Source organism: Vibrio sp. YQ_11 (assembly GCF_043103065.1).
Taxonomy (GTDB): domain Bacteria; phylum Pseudomonadota; class Gammaproteobacteria; order Enterobacterales; family Vibrionaceae; genus Vibrio; species Vibrio parahaemolyticus.
This window is the reverse complement of record NZ_JBICJM010000035.1, coordinates 25,061-45,526: the sequence shown is the minus strand read 5'-3', so window position 1 is coordinate 45,526 and position 20,466 is coordinate 25,061. Positions and strand designations below refer to the sequence as shown.

The following is a 20,466-nucleotide window of genomic DNA, read 5'->3' as shown; positions in this document are numbered from 1 at the left end:
AGCCTCAATGATTCGCGTACGCGGCAACCCAAAAAGGTCACATACTTTCGATTTTCTGCTTCACTTGCAGAACTTTGTCGGCGTAGGTTGGATCCGTCGCATAACCTGCTCGATGAATACCGCGAATAAAGGATTCAGAATCTCCACGTTGCTGCAATGCCGTCTCGTAACGTGGATTGTCATTCAAGAAACGGACGTAGTCGTTGAAACTATCTTGATAGTTCGAGTAAGAACGAAACGCTGCCGTCTCTTTCACTGGCGTATTGTCATGAAATTCCAATGTTTGCGTGGTGACTTTGTCACCTTGCCAGCTTCTGTCTGCTTTGATGTTGAACAAGTTGTTACTGCTACCACGAGCATTTTGCACCACTTTTTGTCCCCAGCCAGTTTCCAGAGCTGCTTGAGCAAGAAGCAATGATGGTTCGACACCCAACGCTTTCGCCGCCTTTTGAGCGTATGGCTTCATGGAGTTCACAAAAGATTCTGGCGAATCAAACTTAGCGGGAGTATGGCTGGTACGGGAAAGTTCGCCGGACTCAATCAAACGCTTTTCAATTTCACGCGCTTTTTTAGGGTCCACGCGACGATATTCTACGGCGCTGTTTGCCGCATCGCGCATTGCCGTTTCGCTCTTATCATTGCCTTGGCCAGCCGTCAGCTGTGCCACTATCATATCTGCCAAGCCCATAGAGCCATTTGCGCTCAGTTCACTCGCCATCTGCTCATCAAGCATCTGGCGGTAAAATTTCTCATTTTGGCTATTCATGATGTTCGACTCGAAGCCTTCGTTCGCTTCGCGCATCGACTTCAGCATCATGGATGTAAAGATAGACTCAAACTGACGAGCAGCCGCATGCAGTGCTTCTTGCTCGCCATCTTTGCCCTCTTTCACCGCTTTCTGACGCAGGCTATCGAGTGAGCTAATATCGTGAATAAAACCGATATCGTTAGGATTCTTCATCATCGCAACCTCCTAACCATTAAATGATGATCAACTGGCCTTCGATGGCACCAGCTTGTTTCAATGCTTGTAAGATGGCCATCAAATCAGAAGGTGCTGCGCCCACTTCATTCACCGCACGTACGAGGTCATCCAGCGTTAAACCCGGCTCGAATTTGAACATCTTGCCTTTTTCTTCCGTCACTTCGATATCTGAATCGGGCACCACGACCGTTTGGCCGCCAGAGAAGCTGTTTGGTTGGCTAACGTTTAGATTTTCTTTGATGGCGACAGTCATGCCACCATGCGTCACTGCCGCAGGCTTAAGACGCACGTGTTTGCCAACGACAATCGTGCCAGTACGGGAGTTAACAATGATCTTCGCCGCGCCATCAGCTGGGTCAAACTCTAGGTTTTCAATCGCGGACAAAAACGCCACACGCTGGCTGACATCACGAGGGGCACGCACGCGTACCGACGTCGCATCGACTGCACTAGCCATTTGTGGGCCAAGGAAGTTGTTTACCGCATCCGCCATGCGTTGTGCGGTCGTGAAATCAGATTCAAGCAAGTTGAAAGTAATGTAATCACCACGACCGAATGGGTTTGGAATTTCGCGCTCTACCGTCGCACCACTAGAGATAAGACCAACGGTTGGGTTGTTACCAACAATTTTTGAACCGTCAGCGCCTTCAGCACTGAAGCCGCTCACCACTAAGTTACCTTGTGCAACCGCGTAAACTTGACCATCTAGACCTTTAAGGAACGTTTGTAGAAGCGTACCACCACGTAGGCTTTTCGCACTACCGATTGACGATACAGTCACGTCCACTTGTTGACCCGGCTTAGAAAATGGCGGCAACTCTGCCGTGACCATAACCGCGGCAACGTTCTTGATTTTTGGCTTGGTACCCGGCGGCAGTTGAATGCCGAAGTTTTGCAGCATGGCCGCGAAACTTTGCTCAGTAAATGGGTTCGCTTCGCCCGTACCTGGTAAGCCTGAAACCAAACCATAACCCACGAGTTGGTTGCTTCGCACGCCTGCCACTTGCGCGACGTCTTTGATTCGTGCGGCTTGGGCGGCTGTAGAAAACAGAGCAACGCTCATCAGTAATAAAACGATTCTTTTCATGCTTACTTAATCTCTTGCAGTCAATTTGCCGTCAGTGCGGCGTCTTATAGCGCTACATTAAAGAATCGTGCCAAGAAACCAGGCTCTTGCATATCTTGCGACAGACCGGTTCCTGAATATTGAATTCTTGCGTTAGACACGCGATTTGACGCAATTGTGTTGTCGAAGTTGATGTCATCAGGACGAATTGTGCCGCTTAAGCGAATGTACTCGTCACCCGTATTTAGCGTCATCCACTTCTCACCACGGATCACGAGGTTGCCGTTTGCCAGCACTTCGATCACTTCGACCGTAATGTAACCACTAATGCTGTTACTCTGCTTCGCAGAAGAGTCGCCAGCAAAGGTGTTGGTGTTGTTTAAGTCATACGAGAAGTTGTACTTGCCGCCTACTTTCAGCTCTTCACCGCCCACTTGTAACGGATCCATTTGCGCTTCGTTGGTTTTCGACAAGTCCGCGTTAGCGCTCTTCGTCGCACTGGTGGTTTCATCTAACGTGACTGTGATGATGTCGCCAATGCCGCGAGGTTTAGAGTCGTCATACAAATCGGTAATGTGCTCTGGGCTAAACAGAGAACCCGTCGCCGCAGCATAATGCTCAGGCTTTTGTTTTGGATGGATTGGAGCCCACGCTGGATCACCAGCAACCGGATCATTTCTGCCGCGCAGTGTATCAACGATGCCGCTACTCTCGTCTTTCGACTTATCGCCTTCAACCGCATCCACAACGGTAGTCGCTTGCGTCACTTCATCCGTTTCGATGGGTTCTAACATCGCACAGCCAGACATGGTTGTGATCAGCGCAAGTAAACAGATTCGTTTCATTATGAGCTCCTTAATGGCTAACTTTCGCCGTTACAACTGCTGGTTAACGAAGCTCATCATCTTATCGACTGATGAGATTACTTTAGAGTTCATTTCGTACACGCGCTGAGCTTCGATCATGTTGACCAATTCTTCTGTCACGTTTACGTTGGAGGCTTCTAGCATCGATTGGCGAATTTCACCCAAACCGTCCAAACCCGGAACACCTTCTTGCGGGTCGCCACTTGCGCCTGTTGGCAAGTAAAGGTTCTGACCGATTGGCTCTAGGCCACCTGGGTTAACAAAGTCTGTAATAGTCAACTGACCAACGACTTGGTTATCTTGCTGACCACGTACGCGCACAGATACTTCACCGTCCGTACCGACAGTGATAGAAATCGCATCTTCAGGAATCACAATTTCAGGTTCTACTGGGTAACCAGAACCAGATGTCACTAACGTGCCTTCACCATTTAGCGTGAACTGGCCGTTACGGGTGTAACCGATGTTGCCGTCAGGCAGAGTCACTTGGAAGAAACCATCGCCTTCCACCATCATGTCCAATGCGTTGGTGGTGGTTTGCGCATTACCGTGCGTGTGCACTTTTTGCGTTGCAACCACTTTAGAACCAGCACCAAGCATCAAGCCACTTGGCAGCTCGGTGTTTTGAGAAGACTGACCACCCGGCTGGTTGATGTTTTGATAGAACAAATCTTCAAAGACCGCACGGCTTTTTTTGTAGCCCACGGTCGAGGCGTTCGCCAAGTTGTTCGAAATCGTAGCGATGTTGGTTTGTTGGGCGTCTAGACCTGTTTTACTTACCCATAGTGCTGGATGCATAGTGAACCTCTAACTCTGTTAACTCATACGAAGCAATGAATCTGAAGATTTGTCCATCTCTTCAGCGGTGCTCATCATTTTGACCTGCATTTCGAATTGACGTTGAAGGTCAATCAGCGCGGTCATTTCACCTACGGCATTCACGTTACTACCTTCAATCGCACCAGTTTGGATGCTGATAGTGCCGTCTGCTTCGTAAGGCTGGTTTGGAGTTTTATGGCGAAATAAGCCATTGGTGTCTTTAAATAAGCTTTGATCGTCAGTTTTCACAAGCTTGATACGATCAACGATTTGTAATTCTTCAGCCGGCGCACCTTGTGGAAGTACAGAGATGGTGCCATCACGACCGATTTCGATTTTGGAGAGTGGGATTGGCAGAGTGATTGGCGCATCGTTCTCACCCAAAACGGCATGACCGCTTGCGTTGGTTAGCATGCCATTTTGGTCAATTTTGAGGTTACCGTTACGGGTCAAACCTTCTTTTCCGGTATGATCCAATACAGAAATCCAACCGCTGCCTTCGACGGTAATGTCCAAATCGCGACCAGTCGTGATCACGCTGCCTTGAGCAAAATTATGTCCCGGACGCTCTGTCATGCTAAACACGCGTGACGGCAAACCATCGCCATACGCTTGCATTGAGCGAGCCTGTGCTAAATCCGCACGAAAACCCGTCGTGCTGACGTTAGCCAAGTTGTTAGCGCGCAATTGCAAAGCCTGCATATTTTGCTTGGCGCCACTCATTGCGAGAAACAGTGCGCGATCCATAATTTACTCCAAAAAAAGTCTCTGTACTTCGGAGTAAAAGCAATAGTTATGCCAAGATAAAAATAGACTTATTTATCAAAAACTTGAATGAAATTAAAGGCAATCAAGAAGGATATTCAATGAAAGAAAACTGCAAAGGGAGGCAAGATTTTGATCCATGTAGCGGCAACAGCGGCAAACCAGAGATCAAAGCATGCTTAGCCTGAACTGAGGTGTTTTCAGGCTAAGCATCAGATGAATGTCATGATGTTATAAAGCCAAGCGGCGAAAGCACGCCTAACTTAATAACGCAGATTATCGAATCTGCAGGATATTTTGTTGTAGCTGGTTATGTACTTCTAGCGAACGTGAGTTTGCTTGGAAGTTACGCTGAGCAGAGATCAGATCCACCAGCTCCTGAGTCATATCAATGTTTGACTGTTCCAGCATACCGTTGTTGATAGTACCGAAAGAGCCTTTGTTTGATTCACCCCAAATCTTGTCACCAGAGAACTGAGTTGAATCCCATTGCGTACCGCCCTTCTTATCCAGACCTTGCTCGTTAGGAACACGAACTAGCGCCACACGCCCCAACGTTACGTTTTCACCGTTTGAGTAAGTACCCAATACGCTGCCGTTTTCATCAAAGTCAACTTTGGTTAGGAAGCCCGTTGTCGCACCATCTTCATCGAACTTAGTCAGCTCAAATGGGGCGGCAAATTGTGTCGCAGCACCCAGACCAAAGTTAAGCGTCTGAGCAGGATCTGCACCATTCATATCAAGCGGCGTGGTGTTTGTTGCAGGATCACCCAATGCAACAGAAGTAATCGGGTTACCGCTGTTTAGGCTTGCCAACGTACCATCGTTGTTGAACTTCATGGTGTGACCAATATGACCTGTTGGTGTTTGCGCATCACCACCTGCAACGTTTAACGGCTTCTCACCACTCTTGTCTGTTACTGTGTAGTAAGTGTTCCACGTGTTTGGCTGAGTCTGATCTTTCAAGTAGTACGTTGTTAACTTGTAAGATTGACCCATCGAGTCATAAATGGTCGAAGAGGTTGAACGGTTGTATGTATCTGGGTCTGAAAAATCAAACTGAGTTGGATCTTTCAAATCACCGTTAGCAGGTAAGTTCACGCCCACTTCAATGTTCGCTGTTTGTTTTGGCTTACCAAATTCCGCAGGAATATTGATTGGTTGTGGCTCGTAAGATGAAACCTCACCAGACTCTGGGTTTACTTGATAACCAAGTAGGAACTCATCGTTCGCGGTTACCATGTAGTTTTCTTTGTTCAAATGGAATGCACCGTTACGTGTCATTTCATTTTGTTGAGGGATGAGACGATCTTTCGCTACCGCGAAGAAGCCAGTACCCGATACACGCAAATCCATTGGGTTGTTGGTGTAAATGCTTGAGCCTTCGTGGAACTGTTGTGCCACTTGGCTTGCTTGTGCACCGCCACCCGGAGTGGTTTTCGCGTTAGTAAACAAAGAGTTTGAGTAAACATCAGCAAATTCCGCACGAGACTCTTTAAAGCCGTACGTGTTGGCGTTCGCAATGTTGTTACTGGTTGTATTTAAATCCAGTTGAGCCGCGGACAAACCGCTTAAAGATACATATGACATTCCAAAATCTCCTAATCTAGCGTGTTATGGATTACGCTTTGCCGACTTCCAGTACTTCTGCAAGTCGAACTGGTGATTCAAAACCAGCCAGATTGAGTAATACGTTTCCGTCACCTTTGCCCAGCAATACGCTGTTTACGTTGGCATAAGTAGACACTGGGAACTCTTGTGACTCCCCATCCACTAAGCCAGACGCTTTCACTTTGTATTTGCCAGCAGGCAATGGATTACCGCTTTCATCATTACCATCCCAAAGTACGCGTGTGTCGCCGGCTGGTTTCGCACCTACCTCAAAAGTACGAACCAATTGGCCGGCTTCGTCTTCTACACGAACAAACAAGTTGTCGAGAGATTTCGAAAGCTTAACCATTGCCGCCATAGGCGCATCGTCTTGCTTCACACCCGCCGCACCTGGGACCAATACGTCGCGCCCAACCAAAGAGGAAGCTTGCAACGCTTGGTTCGATGTCATTGACGAGTTCAAACTCTCAAACTGAGTGTTCATCTTGCCAATGCCATCTACGGTCGCAAATGACGCCATTTGCGCAATCATCTGGTCATTACTTACCGGCTTAAAAGGGTCCTGTTGAGACAATTGCTTCGTGAGCAACGATAAGAAGTCTTCCTGTTTTAGGTCCTGCTTACCTGTGCTCCCTTCCGCTTTTTTGTTCTCTTGAAGACTTTTAAGCTGGTCGATATAGGACAAGCCGCTTTGACCAACGTTGTTAATTCCGGCCATACGCTACCTCCTTATCCTTATTGACCCATCTGCAGCGTACGCAGCAGCATTTGTTTACTAGAATCAGCAACCTGCACATTCGTTTGGTATGCGCGAGAAGCCGAAATCATGTTGGCCATTTCTTCCATTACATTGACGTTTGGCTTGTAGATGTAACCTTCGTCGTTTGCAAGGGGATGATCAGGGTTGTACTCCGCACTAAGCGGCTTATCACTTTCTACAATTCCCAGAACTTTCACTGGCACAGTATCACCGCCACGCATGGCGTTACTTAACTCAGCACCAAATACAGCATGACGCGCTTTGTAGGTGTCTTTCGCAGAGCTGCTGACACTGTCGGCATTCGCCAAGTTGCTCGAGGTAGTATTCAGACGAACAGACTCAGCGCTCATTGCGGAACCTGTCACATTGAAAACGTTAAATAAGCTCATCTAAATTAATCCCCTTTGATTGCCTTGGTTAAGTTCTTGAATTTGCCGCCTAGAAAGTCGAGTGATGCTTGGTGTCTGATTTGGTTTTGCATAAATAAGTTACGCTCTAAATCCAAATCAACGGTGTTGCCATCACCCGTGTCTGGTTGCGTAGGAAGACGATACAGTTTGTCCCCCATCAACGTTGTAGTGGCAGGAATATGCCGACCATCTGTTCGGCTAAGACCAATGCTTGCCCCAGATGTTGCCGCTTGTAATTCCTTGGCAAAGTCTAGACCTCTTGCTTTGTAACCAGGCGTGTTTGCTTGCGCGATGTTGGTGGAAATCACCTCTGCATTGCGCTCACGTACGCCCACCGTGTGCTGGTGGATGCCTAGTGCCTTGTCAAAAGATATAGCCATGTTTGCCTCTACAATTAAGAACTGACCGTTATTAATAACTAAAAAGCAATTAGCGTGCCAAAAATCGGAAACACTAAAGCACCTATCAGCTATTGACGTTTTAGATTGCAATAAGCAAGCCAAAGTAACTGGAATGTCGTATTACTTCGCTTACTTGAATAAAGATACACCCTGCAGAGGGAACAGGGCAAAGTCCGACAACAGATTAGCGAGGGGAAACTCGAAAACTCATCTCATGTAGACAAAAGAAAGGATGCAGAAAAAGAAAAGCCTGACACGAGGTCAGGCTTTGTTTTCAAATAAGAGATACCGCTATTTAAGCTTGTAAATGATACCTGGATTACAGCGCACCATTTCAAATTTATCAGTCAGACCGGTTAACGACTCTGACGCACCCAGCAATAGGTAACCACCAGGGTTTAAACTACTCGCCATTTGGTTAAGCACTTTAGATTTCATCTCTGGAGAGAAGTAAATCAGCACGTTACGACAGAAAATGATGTCGAATTTACCCATCAGTGCGTAACTATCCATCAAGTTTTGAGGACGGAAGTTCACCAAACGTTTAACGTTGTCTTTCACTTTCATACGGCCATCGCCTGCATCTTCAAAGAAAGTGCGGCGACGCTCAGGCGAAAGGCCACGACCTAAAGCAAGGTTGTCATACACACCTGCACGACACATTTCGAGCATGCTTGCAGAAATGTCCGTCGCTGTGATGGAAGCACTTGGCAGCAAACCTGGCTTACGCTGTTGCGTTTCCAGAATTGTCATCGCGATTGAATAAGGTTCTTGACCAGATGAACTGGCCGCAGACCAAATTTTAATTGGACGTTTATTTGCCGCAACTTCTGGCAATAGTTTGTCAGCTAAAACCGTGAACGGATAAGTATCTCGAAACCACAATGTTTCGTTAGTCGTCATCGCATCCACAGCAGCAATACGCAGTTCACGATTGCGGCCAGCAACAACATCGCGCAGCAAATCAGACAACGACGCAAGCTTGAACTTAGTCACTAGAGGACTCAGTCGGCTGCGCACGAGGTATTGTTTGCTATCGCCTAATACGATGCCACATTGCGATTCTAGAAAACGGCTAAAGTCACGATACTCTTGATCACTGATTGTAATAGCAGTCATTAATGTCTCTTTTATTGTGTTAATGCAGATTTAACCGCGTTACCCAATTCGTCTGGGTTAAATTTCGCAATGAAGGTGTTTGCACCTACGCGCTCAACCATGGCTTGGTTGAAAACGCCACTTAATGAGGAATGAAGGATAACATAAAGATCTTTCAAATCTGCATTTCTGCGGATTTCAGCCGTTAATGTGTAGCCATCCATTTCTGGCATTTCGATATCAGAAATCACCAAAGAAATCTGATCGTAAATGCTGCCTTCTTGAGCCATTTCAAGCAACTTATTGTACGCTTCTTTACCATCTTTGACAGATACGACCTCGAAACCAATCGAAGTAATCGCGCGCTCAACTTGCTTACGTGCAACCGTTGAGTCATCAGCAATCAGAATACGACGTACGATAGGCTTTTCTTGCTCCGCTTGTGCGATTTCTTCACCGATGGTTGAATCCATGGTTTCATCAACTGGCGCGATTTCAGCCAGGATTTTTTCCACGTCTAGGATTTCAACAAGTTCGTTATCGATATTCGTCACAGCAGTTAGGTAGTGCGCTTTACCTGCGCCATCTGGCGGCGGCAAAATCGCTTCCCAGTGCATGTTGATAATACGCTCAACCGATGATACCAAAAATGCTTGGATCGTACGGTTAAATTCAGCGATAACAACAAAACATTTATCAATATCGGTGGTTGGGCGGCCACCAATTGCCAGGCTCAAATCAATTACTGACACGGTATGGCCACGGATATGAGCAATACCTTTTACCAGAGGGTGTAGATTTGGCATAGAAGTCAGCTTAGGGCACTGAAGTACTTCTTTTACTTTGAATACGTTGATGCCGTAACGCTGTCGCCCCATCAGTCGAAAGGTCAATAATTCCAATCGGTTCTGACCGACGAGTTGCGTACGCTGATTCACCGAGTCAAGAATCCCCGTCATATGCTCATCTCCATCTCAAACTTTTTGTTTTTAAATGATACTCTACCACTGGCAAGCATGATACCAGGGAGACAGTATGGCGTATTTCACTATAACTTCGACAACATTGACTATGACAATATGTAGAGCGCTATTTACAAAGTACGCTAAGTCTATCGGCATTTTGCTCAGTATGTTTAGTTTTTTTGTTCATTCGGCAACAGATAATCAGATAGAACAAATAAAATTGGCAGCAGAACAACATATTCTTGCCACGGTAGAGCAGCCAGCCGGAGGTGAATTGACTGTGAATGCGGCAGACATTGACTCTCGAATCAAGGCAACAGACTGCCCTGAACCACTCGATACATCAGCTTCTTCCACCAGCAGCACCCGCAGCAATATCAATGTGTTGGTAGAATGCCCTGCTGATGACTGGAAAGTGTATGTCCCTGTTCGTGTCTCCTCTTCAGTACCAATGATCGTCGCAACTCGACAACTTGGCCGAGGTGAGATCATCAGCGCATCCGATGTCACGACATCCATGATTGAGCTTCAACGCTTTCGCAAAGATGGCTTTTCCAGCTTCGAACAAGTGGTCGGTGCGAAGTTAAAACGTAGCGTTCGTCTTGGTGACGTGGTTGAGCGCAACGATGTTTGCGTGGTTTGCCGTAATGAAAAAGTGACAATAAAGGCCGTAAAATCAGGCATGACGATCACAACACAAGGCACAGCATTGCAAGATGGAGCCACGGGCGATCAAGTAAGAGTGAAAAATGACAAGTCACAACGTATAATAGAGGGCATAGTGACTGACATTGCGGAAATTACCGTCACCTTTTAACCTTTATTTAGGTAGCACAACCGCATTGTGAAAATTGATCAATAAAAATGCAAAAAATGATTAAAGTTATCGTTTGGTTGGTCGATAGTCTGGATACCAGTATTACGATACAAGGCAAAGGTTAAACATGGCAGGTATAGATAATATACGTTCAGGGCAAATGATGTCGACGACCAGTCGCGCGCCTGCACGTAACGATTCAAGTGCGACATCAAGCGCAACTGAATCGAAAAAAGCGCCAGCTCAACAAGACGCTGTATCGCTAAGCCAACAAAGTAAAGCCGTCAGCAAACTCCAAAAGGATATGGCAGCTTCTCCGGCTTACGACAGTGCGAAAGTAGCGGCAATCAAAGAAGCAATCGCAAACGGTTCATACCGCGTTGACCCAGAAAAACTGGCCGACAATATGATCAAGTTTGAAAACGAATTGCAAGGCAAAAGCTAACTGACTTAGGCCCAAGGTAAGTATTTATGGCAGCATTAGTCGATCTCGTAAACTTTCAACTAGAAAATGCTAAGGCACTTTCTACTGTTTTACGTCAGGAAACACAGGCGATTACTGCGCGTGTCTCTTCTGAAATCGAAAGCATCGCCAAACGAAAAATGACACTCATTGATCAGCTAAGAACCACTGATCAGCGAATTGCCTCTCACCCGCATGTCAATCAACTTACCGAAGATGAGCACCTAAGTCAGGTTGTAGCCCAAATCCAATCCATCGTGCTGGACTGTCAACAAGTCAATCGCGTGAATGGAGAATCCCTCAGCCGTGCTCAATTGAGTTTTAACAAGCTCAATAACATGCTTCAACACACTCACGGCAAGATCGGTATGACCTACAATGCCGGCGGCAAAACCCACACCATTTCAACGCTAGGCACCAATATTAAAGCCTAACGCTCTAGCCTCTCCTTCCTCATTAGGCAAAGCCATCAAATCAACCCATAAAAAAAGCGACCAATTGTTGCCAATCAGCCGCTCGAAAAGATTATCTGTTTATTTAGTGAAGTGGTTTTAGAACAAGGTTTGCTGACGCTTCTCAGGCACTTGTTGAACTTCACCGTAATCGCGTAGCTTATCCATCTTACGGATATCCAAACGTAACTCTGTTACGTAACTGTCTTCAACTAAGTAACTGCGCACGACCTCTGCACCGCGAATCACGCCGTCGACCGCGCCACTCGTGCTTTCAATGCCAAGACGCTGATCTTCAAGTTCGGCTCGACCGCTTACTCGCATGCCGTAAACTTGCTCTGCTAACTCACGATACGCATCAATTTTTGATGCTCGCATCGCGCGCACACGTTTTTCTTCTACCGTGCGGCCAGTTTGTTCGCTTACGCTTGCATAACCTACCGCCACTAAAATTTCATCTTGGCGCATCTGTTGTAATGGCTGACATCCCACAAGCACCAAGGTGGCAATAATAAATAATAACTTCTTCATGGTTCTATCCTATGGGCGGAGAATCACAGTGTATGGCTGGCGAATGGTTGGGTCTGAACGAATCAACACGCCATCTTGGGTACGGATGCTATTTAGCGTATCCAAATCACGGCCGATTCGGTCTGCAGGCAAGAACCCTTGCGCTGTGGCAACCACAACACGGCTTTGCATACCAACAACGCGAGCATTAACCAATACGCCACCTTCTTGACGAAGCATGGTTCCCGTTAACACATACTGAATTTGCTGCTCTTGCGCCAAATCTTGCCAATCGCGGCTTAATGCAAAGTCGCCTTGCTGCGTCACTTGGATAGATCCTGTCGTTTTAAAATCGACGACTTTAAAACCGCGACGTTGGAACTGATGGATAAACCCTTCAGATACAGAGTTGCCCAACCAGTTGGTCGCATCCATGTTTTGCAGGTCAACAAACGATGTGATAGCAATTGGTGTACGTGCAGAAACGGCAACGTTAGATACCATCAAATCTTCTGTCATGCTTTCAATAAAGAAGTCCATCGTATGACGCGGACTGTCCATCAACATGAACTGGCTGCCTGAATACGGTTCTTTACCATTATAAATCGGTGAGTACGCGCACGATGTCAAAAGCGTCATCATCGATGCGGCGACAAGCCACTTTTTCATGGTTTGATTCTCCAGATAATCTTGGGTGGCACTGTTCTTTCACAATTCCTTACTGAGTAAAGGTAATATTGGAACAGTCTTTGCTTTTCTTTGTTTGTCGAACTAAGAAAACGCCACCAAACTTCACTGAAATTGATATAGCAATATTTATACCCGAACGGTCATACCCAATGAAAAAAATATTATTTAGCCTACTTTCAATCACTTTCGTTATGCTTCTGCCATTTCGTGCAGTGGCGTCTTGGTACGAAGTGACAGGCGTTGCCACGATCGTTTCTTCTGAAGATGCGGCAAGGCTCCATGCGTTGGAAGACGCTCTATTCAAAGCCGTCAACTTTTCGGGCGCAGACATTGGCAGCATCAGTAATTTGATGCCGCTATTGGAAGAAAACCGCAAAGAATATCAGTTTACTAACCATGAGGTGCGCTACATTCTCGTGGAATCTGAGCGCAAACGCGGTGGTAAAATGGAAATGAAGATCCGAGTGGACATCTATCCATCGGCAACGGGTTGCCACACGGATCAATACAAAAAGACTATTTTGGTCGGTAACATTGACGTAGCCTCCCCCCAACAAGCAGTCATGGGGCAAATCTACCAAGTGGGTGACGATTTCAGCAAAGTCGTTAATCGCCAATTGGATCAAACCTCGCGCAGCTTCGTTTCTGTTGGCACGACGGACTACTCAATCAGCAGCAATTATCCAGCTCGCACTCAAATGATTGCGCAGGACAACGGCGCACAATACATTATTGGCGGCGTGATTACTGACTTAACGGCAACGATTGAATCTCAACTCTTAAAAGACGACATCATTAACCGTCAGTTTGCTTTAGAGATGAAAGTCTTCGATGGCAAGACAGGCCATGAAGTCTTCAACAAAGCCTACCGCGAAGTCGCGCGTTGGCCATTCGCCAAAACCAGCCAAGTTGATACTCGTAGTGCACGTTTCTGGGCATCGACCTATGGCGAAATGATGCTACGCGTCAGCCGCAACATCATGTTAGACCTCGAGTCCGAACTGTCTTGCAAGATTACCCTACCGGAAGTGGTGGCCGTTTTTGGCAACACCGTCACGATGGATCTGGGCCGCATGCACGGCGTAAAAGAAGGTGACAAACTGCAACTGTGGCACACGGCATCATTCATCGATCAAAAGGGTTTACCACGTAATAAAGTGTCGCAAAGCGAGATCACTTTGACGGTCTCCCGCATCTATGAGCAAGAAGCAGAATTGACGATTGATCAGCCGAATTTGGCGTCCAGCGTTCAAATTGGCGATGTAATGAACAAGATCTTATAAAAGGTCACATTAAGCCTTGAGATATGCTTACTTTTGAATATCATAGACGACGCATCTTATTTGATTATGCCTGTCTAAGTAACTAACAAGTTAGCACTAGGGTTAAAGAAATCAGCAGCATGGCTGTGAATTTGTTTAACCTGTAGCAATAACCCAATAGTTACTGTGATTGGTATTACGCCCTCATGGCACAGCTGGATAGCGCAGTCCCCTCCTAAGGGACAGGTCGTAGGTTCGAATCCTACTGGGGGCGCCATATCATAGCCTTAGCTCACCGTTGAGCTAAGGCTTTTTTATACGCGTTTATCGGGCTCATTTCCCGCACACAACGTTCTCTTCCCAATAATCCAAACGCCCACCAACAGCATATTACCGCTTCTGGTCAAACCTCATGCGGGTTGAAAACGCTCGCCGTCGCCCTTAATTACTTCACAGTTACTATTTACAGTTTTGTATTTTATTACTTTAATTATTTATGAGTTTTGCTTACCCTCTCGACTATTAATAAAAATATTAGTTAGCACTATGTCTAAGAGCAATTTAATTACTAACACTGGACACCGCTTTATTTCGAAAGGCAAGACTGCCTTTAAGATCCACATTCATACTCCTGACGATACTGTTTTGCATCGCTCAGTGGGTTTTGTTCGTATTGGAGAGAAAAAGGGCTTGAAGAAAGCCATCAAACTAAGAAATGAGTTGGGTAGAGAAATGTGGGGCAAGTTTTGGCGACGTCTATTAAAAGACCCGTACTTAATGACGCGTCTGCCGCACAGCGTTGAGCCTAAAATCGTTCATAAGCCTAACCCTACCCTAGAGAACCCAGACAACCGAGACACTTGTTACATTGCGAAATGGCGCGAGTTTAACGATAAGGGTGAATACAAATACAAGACGGTAGTACGTTCGATTAACAAATACGGCAAACTTGCCGCTTACATGCAAACGAAAAAGGCACTACTAGAAGCCCACAAAGAGAACTTAGAAATCCTCACTTTTATGGGCCGACTCAACAGCATCGATCTGAAGTAATCCACTATCGTACTTACACAACTTAAAAGCGCTTCAGACAAATTTCGCTTCACTGCTAAAAATGATTCCGAGAGTTGAACCTCTATCGAACGCAAAAAGAGAACCCGTCATCAACCGGTTCTCTTTTTTTGTGTCCACCATTCACAAATTAAGCGATACAAAATGAACAGATAAAAAAGCCCCGAAGAGCGAACTCTTCGGGGCATTCAGCTTTAGGCTGCTATTCTACGGTCGGATAGGAGCTTATTGCTGAACTTGGTATTCGAACTCAGGTACAACGATTTCTACGCGACGGTTTTGTTGACGACCTTCACGAGTATCGTTTGATGCGATTGGGTTGTTTTCACCTTCACCGCGAGCTTGGATGCGTGATGCATCGATGCCTTTTTCAACTAGCGCGTTTGCTACAGACTCAGCACGTTTCTCAGAAACTTTTTGGTTGTATGCTGCAGCGCCTGAAGTATCTGTATAACCAACTACTTCAACCTTCGCTTGTGGGTGCTCGTTTAGGAAAGCGACTAGGTTGTCTAGTTTAGAAGCGCTTTCTGGTTTAAGTGTTGTGCTGTTTAGGTCAAAGCTACCAGTGCCGATAGTTTGAGTTTCGAAAGTTTTAGTAACCACTACTGGCTCAACAACTTCTTCTACAACTACTTCTTCAATTACCGGCTCTTCTTCAACTACTACTGGCTCATCGTTGCCGCCGAATTTGAAAGAAACACCTAGAGTTGCAGAGTTACCAGCTGCTTTGCTTACGTTGTTGCTAATGTCAGTAATTGTTTGGTATTCCGCACGTGCTGTAACGTTTTGGCTTAGGTTGAATTCAACACCAGCTGCGCCTAGGTAAGAGTAATCATCTTTACCGTCGAACATTACGTAAGCACCACCAACTTTACCGTAAAGTGCGATGTCTTGAGTGATTGGTAGGCTGAATTTAGGAGCAAGAGTGATTGCTTCTACATGGCCACCGAAAGAAGTTTGATCGAAATCACCAACGTTGTCGAAACCAGCTTCTAGTGCAATGTAGTCATTGAATTCGTAACCAACGAAAGCACCAAGAGTTGAGCCATCTTTGTCACAAGATTGACCTGCTACACAAGCATCTTCCAACCAAGATTTACCCATTTTACCGCCCACGTATACTTCTGCTTGAGCTGCTGAAGCCATAAGTAAAGACGCTGAAATTACCGCTGCTAGTTTTTTCATTATTGATTCCTCTAAAGAAGTACTTTTTTTTAATTCGATGACGAAATGCGCCGCCTAATAACACTGACGTTGTATTTCAATTCTTTTTATTCATTCCTTGAGTGGATACCGAAGCAACTTCCGCTTTATGCACATGCAAAAAATTTATGGAAAGTCACTTGGGTATATTTCCAGTGCAGTGATGCATATCGTTATCGAGTTCTCATTGACGGGTTGAACTATAACGCTAAGAAATCACGAGACAAATCCCAAAACTGTCAATTTCGTGTCATCAAAAAGTTCTACATTATGTGATCTTGAGCACTCAAAGACCCACCCCACCAACAACGCAAACGTTTGCGTCACTTTTTAAAACCAGGCAGCTAAAGCAAGTTTATTTCTCAATGTTGAGACAATAATTAGGGAACTTTAGGATTTATAAATATAAATCAGAGAGATATTTTGAATGCGAACGGTTAATTTTTATTCATATTAGGCATATGTGGATTACAAAAACTTATCCATTTTTGAACAACTAAAAAGCAAAACGAACAGTTTATATCCTTAGCAAGATTAAGCTTTATAGTGCTGTGAACCTTCAGATACAAAAAAGCCGCGACAAATATCGCGGCTTAGAATGACTATTTATTCAGTCTAATTATGCGTTTGCTTCACGCTCAGCAATGAACTCTAGCGCCATTTTGATGCGAGCAACACAACGTTCTTTGCCGATCAACGCCATTACAGCATCAACAGAAGGTGATTGACCGCCGCCTGTCACTGCAACACGAAGTGGCATACCGATTTTACCCATGCCAATTTCAAGCTCTGCACATACGTCAGCGATCATTTGGTGTAGGTTTTCTGTCGTCCACTCTGTGATCGCTTCCACTTTCGCAAGTGCTACTTCTAGAGGTTCTTTCGCTACGCCACGTAGGTGCTTCTTCGCTGCGCCCGCTTCAAACTCAGAGAAATCTTCGTAGAAGTAACGAATTTGCTCAGCAAGCTCAACCAGTGTGTTGCAACGCTCACCGACTAGCTTGATCACGTCAGTGATCGCAGGGCCGTTTGTTACGTCCAGTTTTTGCTGATCTAGATGCCATTGTAGATGCTCAGCAACATACGCAGGATCTGAATTCTTGATGTAGTGGTTGTTCAACCATTGCAGTTTATCCGTGTTGAAAGCAGACGCTGACTTAGATACTGCGTTTAGGCTGAACAAGTTGATCATCTCTTCTTGAGAGAAGATTTCTTGGTCGCCATGAGACCAACCTAGACGCACTAAGTAGTTGTTTAGTGCCGCAGGCAGGTAACCCATATCACGGTATTGCATTACTGATACTGCACCATGGCGCTTAGACAGTTTCGCACCGTCATCACCCAAGATCATTGCACAGTGTGCAAACGTTGGTACTGGCGCCCCCAATGCTTCGTAGATGTTGATTTGACGAGGCGTGTTGTTGATGTGGTCTTCGCCACGAACAACGTGAGTGATACCCATGTCCCAGTCATCCACTACTACACAGAAGTTGTAAGTAGGTGAACCGTCAGTACGACGAATGATTAGATCATCCATTTGATCGTTGCGGATTTCGATACGGCCACGAATTTGGTCTTCGAATACTACGCTACCCTCTTTTGGGTTACGGAAACGGATAACACATGGGTCACCGTCTTTTGCCGCTTCGTTTGCCGCTTTGATTTTTGGATGGTTTGCATCGTAACGAGGCATTTCTTTGTTTGCTTCTTGCTCTGCACGGATTTCATCTAGCAGCTCTTTAGACGCGTAACACTTGTACGCTTTGTCTTCAGCAAGAAGCTTATCAACCATTTCGTTGTAACGATCAAAACGTTGAGTTTGGTAGTAAGGACCTTCATCCCACTCCAAGCCTAGCCATTCCATGCCTTCTAGAATCGCATCAACGGCTTCCTGAGAGTTACGTTCAAGGTCTGTATCTTCGATACGTAGAACGAATTCACCACCTTGGTTTTTAGCGTATAGCCAAGAGTAAAGTGCAGTACGCGCACCACCAACGTGTAGATAGCCAGTTGGGCTAGGAGCAAAACGAGTTTTAACCGTCATTTGAGTTCCTTAGGGGTAATGAGCAACGAGAGGGCTCTCGTTGTGATGTCAAGGATAAAAGTGGCGACATTTTACCACCGTAAGTCAATTCTACAATCGGTTTGACACCAGAAATACAAACAGGGCAGCACCAATATAGGTACTGCCCTCTTATTTACTGTTTAAGCGCGAGACGAAATTACTTCAGGTTACGCATCGCCCATTGCATGAACTCTTGTTGCTCTTCACGGCTGAGATCATTGAACGACTCTTTCAATGTTTTCGTCACCGCCGGAGATTGCGCGATACTGCTCTTAGTCGCTTGTTTGTTCATTGCGTTGTTGTAGTCGGCCACTTCTCGCTCGTAATCACGAAAACCTTGCAAACCACCTTTACGGAGCTGAACCATAGAGAAATCCACTTCTTTTCCGTTCTTATCCTTTAGTATCACTTTTGGATCGAGTTCGAAGGCTTTCGCTTCTTCAATGGTGCGGAAGGTTTTGTAAGTCAGAGAAAGTTCAGCATCTTTTTCTGCATCAAACTCTAATAAAAGAGGCTGCGAATCAAACTTACGGCGCTTTCCATCTTCAAACACAATTTGACCAACAGTCACCGCTAACTGGTTTTCACCGTCTTTTAGCTCGATACTGTTGTTGTCAGAGATCCACTCAGGGTAAACGAACTCACCATTAATAACGCGAGGCACTAACTCCTTTTGCAGAGTCAACTGAGCAGCGAAGGCAGGCGCAGAAAGGATTGCGCAAATTCCAAGAAGTGTCGTTGTTTTTTTCATCATGGTTTCTCACTTTATACCAATTTAGATAAGCCACTGAAACTTACAGGCCAGTCATTTCAATGGCTTATATGAATAAGTATCAAGACAAAAAGGGCGTTTCCGCCCTTTAAGCTGCTTCTTTATTAGAAGTAGTATTCAACACCTACAGAGAACTCATCGTAGTCAGCTGACTTCCAACGCGCTTCTGCTGGTTTATCTAGTTGAGACGCACCGTCACCGAAGTCTAGAGTACGAGCACGTACGTAAAGCACTGCAGATGGGTCTACGAAGTACATAACTTGTGCAGATAGTACATCGTCTGCTGTATCGTTAATTGTCTTACCGTCACGTTCTAGGTCGAAGTTCGCTGCGTAACCTAGCTTGTACTGCCAGTCACCTGTTGTGTACATCAGACCTGCAGACATTGCATCTTGCTTCTCGTTCACGCTGTTGCTTGCGTCCGCTTCCATGTATTTGTATTGAGCGAAGAACGAAATACCGTTATCAAACCAACCTTGAACACCAACTAGGTACGTGTTGTTTTCCCAAGTTTGACCTTCAGATTCAATGTTACGGTTACCTTCGTAAGCAGCATCCAATTGTAGTGGACCTAACTTGTAGTGAGCCGCGATGCCGCCCCAGTAATCATCACCAGCACCTAGACCCGCTTTATCACCAGCACCCGCTGCAATATCTAGAGAGAACTTGTCTGCGTACATTGGAGAGTCCCAACGAATGGTGTTTGATTGACGGTCTTGGTACTTAGCACCACCGATTGCACCACCCCAGTCGTAAACATCGCCTAGACCTGGGTTAGATGCTGGCCAGTCAACCAACTCGTACATAGGTGTCAAAACACGACCTAGACGAACTTGACCCCAAGAAGCACTTTCAAAACCGACGAATGTGTCACGCTCACCAAGACCAGCACCCTCGCCGCCAAAGCTAGGGTCTACGTAACCACCTTCGATTTGCCAAATAAAGGTAGGACCGAAGTTAGCAAATTGTTTTTTACCACGGAAACCGATACGAGATTCGTTGTTTAGCTGCATGCCACCTAGGTCGTCATCCGTTGCTTTGCTGCCAGAATCGTAATTGCGGTACGCGGCCTGCATCGCGATGATCCCGTAAACTTCATAAGAGAAAGAATCTTTTGTTAGGTACTCTTTCGCAGCATCACTGTTTGCGCCATCAGCAAGAGCTGCACCACTGAACATCATGCCTGTGATTGCCGTAGCAAGTAGGCTTTTCTTTAGGTAAGACATTTTTAACCCCTATATTTTTAGTTTTTTCCATTTTCAAATTCGCTAACTAGGACATTGCAGGAACTTGAAACAATGTTTGGACGGGGCAAATATGACAAACTTTTTTCGCAGTAAAAAACTTTCCCAGCAGCAATCTGAGCAAGTTCAAAATGAGAAGATCAAAAACAATATCAATCCTTACTTTTCAAT

The 20,466-nt window shown here is 45.7% G+C and carries 22 protein-coding genes and 1 tRNA gene; 6 read left to right on the top strand and 17 right to left on the bottom strand.

Annotated features, from left to right (window positions below; genetic code table 11):
- Positions 1-37 precede the first annotated feature (37 nt).
- The 11 genes from flgJ to ACF8EG_RS13625 form a co-directional block, all read right to left on the bottom strand.
- Complete coding sequence (gene flgJ / locus ACF8EG_RS13675; protein WP_169609213.1) at positions 38-964, bottom strand: flagellar assembly peptidoglycan hydrolase FlgJ; 927 nt, start codon at positions 962-964, stop codon at positions 38-40.
- Positions 965-980: 16 nt separating this feature from the next.
- Positions 981-2,072 (bottom strand): flagellar basal body P-ring protein FlgI, encoded by a 1,092-nt coding sequence (locus ACF8EG_RS13670; RefSeq protein WP_005454020.1) that lies wholly within the window; start codon positions 2,070-2,072, stop codon positions 981-983.
- Positions 2,073-2,116: 44 nt separating this feature from the next.
- A complete protein-coding gene (flgH, locus tag ACF8EG_RS13665) occupies positions 2,117-2,896 on the bottom strand; it encodes a flagellar basal body L-ring protein FlgH (protein ID WP_005462288.1) in 780 nt (259 codons plus the stop codon).
- A gap of 30 nt (positions 2,897-2,926) precedes the next feature.
- On the bottom strand, positions 2,927-3,715 hold the full coding sequence (gene flgG, locus ACF8EG_RS13660; protein WP_005382032.1) for a flagellar basal-body rod protein FlgG: 789 nt from the start codon (positions 3,713-3,715) through the stop codon (positions 2,927-2,929).
- An 18-nt stretch (positions 3,716-3,733) separates the two neighbouring features.
- Positions 3,734-4,483 carry a flagellar basal body rod protein FlgF gene (locus tag ACF8EG_RS13655; RefSeq protein WP_005462290.1) on the bottom strand — a complete coding sequence of 250 codons (750 nt, stop codon included), beginning with the start codon at positions 4,481-4,483 and terminating at the stop codon, positions 3,734-3,736.
- A gap of 294 nt (positions 4,484-4,777) precedes the next feature.
- Positions 4,778-6,091 (bottom strand): flagellar hook protein FlgE, encoded by a 1,314-nt coding sequence (flgE, locus tag ACF8EG_RS13650; protein WP_005462291.1) that lies wholly within the window; start codon positions 6,089-6,091, stop codon positions 4,778-4,780.
- Between the two features lie 31 nt (positions 6,092-6,122).
- Positions 6,123-6,830 carry a flagellar hook assembly protein FlgD gene (flgD, locus tag ACF8EG_RS13645; RefSeq protein ID WP_005462292.1) on the bottom strand — a complete coding sequence of 236 codons (708 nt, stop codon included), beginning with the start codon at positions 6,828-6,830 and terminating at the stop codon, positions 6,123-6,125.
- A 17-nt stretch (positions 6,831-6,847) separates the two neighbouring features.
- The gene (gene flgC, locus ACF8EG_RS13640; RefSeq protein ID WP_005462293.1) at positions 6,848-7,261 is read right to left on the bottom strand and encodes a flagellar basal body rod protein FlgC; all 414 of its coding nucleotides are present in this window, start codon (positions 7,259-7,261) and stop codon (positions 6,848-6,850) included.
- 5 nt (positions 7,262-7,266) lie between these two features.
- Entirely contained in the window at positions 7,267-7,662 is a 396-nt protein-coding gene (gene flgB, locus ACF8EG_RS13635) for a flagellar basal body rod protein FlgB (protein WP_005462294.1), read from the bottom strand.
- Positions 7,663-7,974: 312 nt separating this feature from the next.
- Positions 7,975-8,802, bottom strand: a complete 828-nt coding sequence (locus ACF8EG_RS13630) for a protein-glutamate O-methyltransferase (RefSeq protein WP_017448766.1) — start codon at positions 8,800-8,802, stop codon at positions 7,975-7,977.
- An 11-nt stretch (positions 8,803-8,813) separates the two neighbouring features.
- Entirely contained in the window at positions 8,814-9,740 is a 927-nt protein-coding gene (locus tag ACF8EG_RS13625) for a chemotaxis protein CheV (RefSeq protein WP_005462297.1), read from the bottom strand.
- A gap of 76 nt (positions 9,741-9,816) precedes the next feature.
- Between ACF8EG_RS13625 and flgA the strand changes: the two genes are divergently transcribed.
- From flgA to ACF8EG_RS13610, 3 genes are all read left to right on the top strand, one after another.
- On the top strand, positions 9,817-10,563 hold the full coding sequence (gene flgA, locus ACF8EG_RS13620) for a flagellar basal body P-ring formation chaperone FlgA (RefSeq protein ID WP_005486752.1): 747 nt from the start codon (positions 9,817-9,819) through the stop codon (positions 10,561-10,563).
- Positions 10,564-10,690: 127 nt separating this feature from the next.
- Complete coding sequence (gene flgM, locus ACF8EG_RS13615; RefSeq protein WP_005453996.1) at positions 10,691-11,008, top strand: flagellar biosynthesis anti-sigma factor FlgM; 318 nt, start codon at positions 10,691-10,693, stop codon at positions 11,006-11,008.
- Positions 11,009-11,034: 26 nt separating this feature from the next.
- Complete coding sequence (locus ACF8EG_RS13610) at positions 11,035-11,460, top strand: flagella synthesis protein FlgN (RefSeq protein WP_005482247.1); 426 nt, start codon at positions 11,035-11,037, stop codon at positions 11,458-11,460.
- Between the two features lie 117 nt (positions 11,461-11,577).
- Here the strand turns inward: ACF8EG_RS13610 and flgP are convergent, their stop codons facing one another.
- Together flgP and ACF8EG_RS13600 are read right to left on the bottom strand one after the other, a co-directional pair.
- On the bottom strand, positions 11,578-12,009 hold the full coding sequence (flgP, locus tag ACF8EG_RS13605; RefSeq protein WP_005453982.1) for a flagellar assembly lipoprotein FlgP: 432 nt from the start codon (positions 12,007-12,009) through the stop codon (positions 11,578-11,580).
- Between the two features lie 9 nt (positions 12,010-12,018).
- Positions 12,019-12,657: a FlgO family outer membrane protein gene (locus ACF8EG_RS13600; RefSeq protein ID WP_005382013.1), complete on the bottom strand. Its 639-nt coding sequence runs from the start codon at positions 12,655-12,657 to the stop codon at positions 12,019-12,021.
- A 170-nt stretch (positions 12,658-12,827) separates the two neighbouring features.
- Here ACF8EG_RS13600 and ACF8EG_RS13595 point away from each other — a divergent pair, with 170 nt between their 5' ends.
- The 3 genes from ACF8EG_RS13595 (at position 12,828) to ACF8EG_RS13585 (ending at position 14,993) form a co-directional block, all read left to right on the top strand.
- Complete coding sequence (locus tag ACF8EG_RS13595; RefSeq protein ID WP_005496141.1) at positions 12,828-13,961, top strand: flagellar assembly protein FlgT; 1,134 nt, start codon at positions 12,828-12,830, stop codon at positions 13,959-13,961.
- A 179-nt stretch (positions 13,962-14,140) separates the two neighbouring features.
- Positions 14,141-14,217, top strand: a tRNA-Arg gene (locus ACF8EG_RS13590).
- 269 nt (positions 14,218-14,486) lie between these two features.
- Positions 14,487-14,993, top strand: coding sequence for a hypothetical protein (locus ACF8EG_RS13585; protein ID WP_005482262.1), 507 nt, complete (start codon positions 14,487-14,489; stop codon positions 14,991-14,993).
- A 243-nt stretch (positions 14,994-15,236) separates the two neighbouring features.
- Here the strand turns inward: ACF8EG_RS13585 and ACF8EG_RS13580 are convergent, their stop codons facing one another.
- From ACF8EG_RS13580 to chiP, 4 genes are all read right to left on the bottom strand, one after another.
- Positions 15,237-16,196: an OmpA family protein gene (locus tag ACF8EG_RS13580; RefSeq protein WP_169609211.1), complete on the bottom strand. Its 960-nt coding sequence runs from the start codon at positions 16,194-16,196 to the stop codon at positions 15,237-15,239.
- Positions 16,197-16,833: 637 nt separating this feature from the next.
- A complete protein-coding gene (gene gltX / locus ACF8EG_RS13575) occupies positions 16,834-18,258 on the bottom strand; it encodes a glutamate--tRNA ligase (RefSeq protein ID WP_031856004.1) in 1,425 nt (474 codons plus the stop codon).
- A 178-nt stretch (positions 18,259-18,436) separates the two neighbouring features.
- Entirely contained in the window at positions 18,437-19,033 is a 597-nt protein-coding gene (locus ACF8EG_RS13570; RefSeq protein ID WP_031814175.1) for a DUF2057 domain-containing protein, read from the bottom strand.
- Between the two features lie 122 nt (positions 19,034-19,155).
- Entirely contained in the window at positions 19,156-20,277 is a 1,122-nt protein-coding gene (chiP, locus tag ACF8EG_RS13565) for a porin (protein WP_206948762.1), read from the bottom strand.
- Between the last annotated feature and the right edge of the window lie 189 nt (positions 20,278-20,466).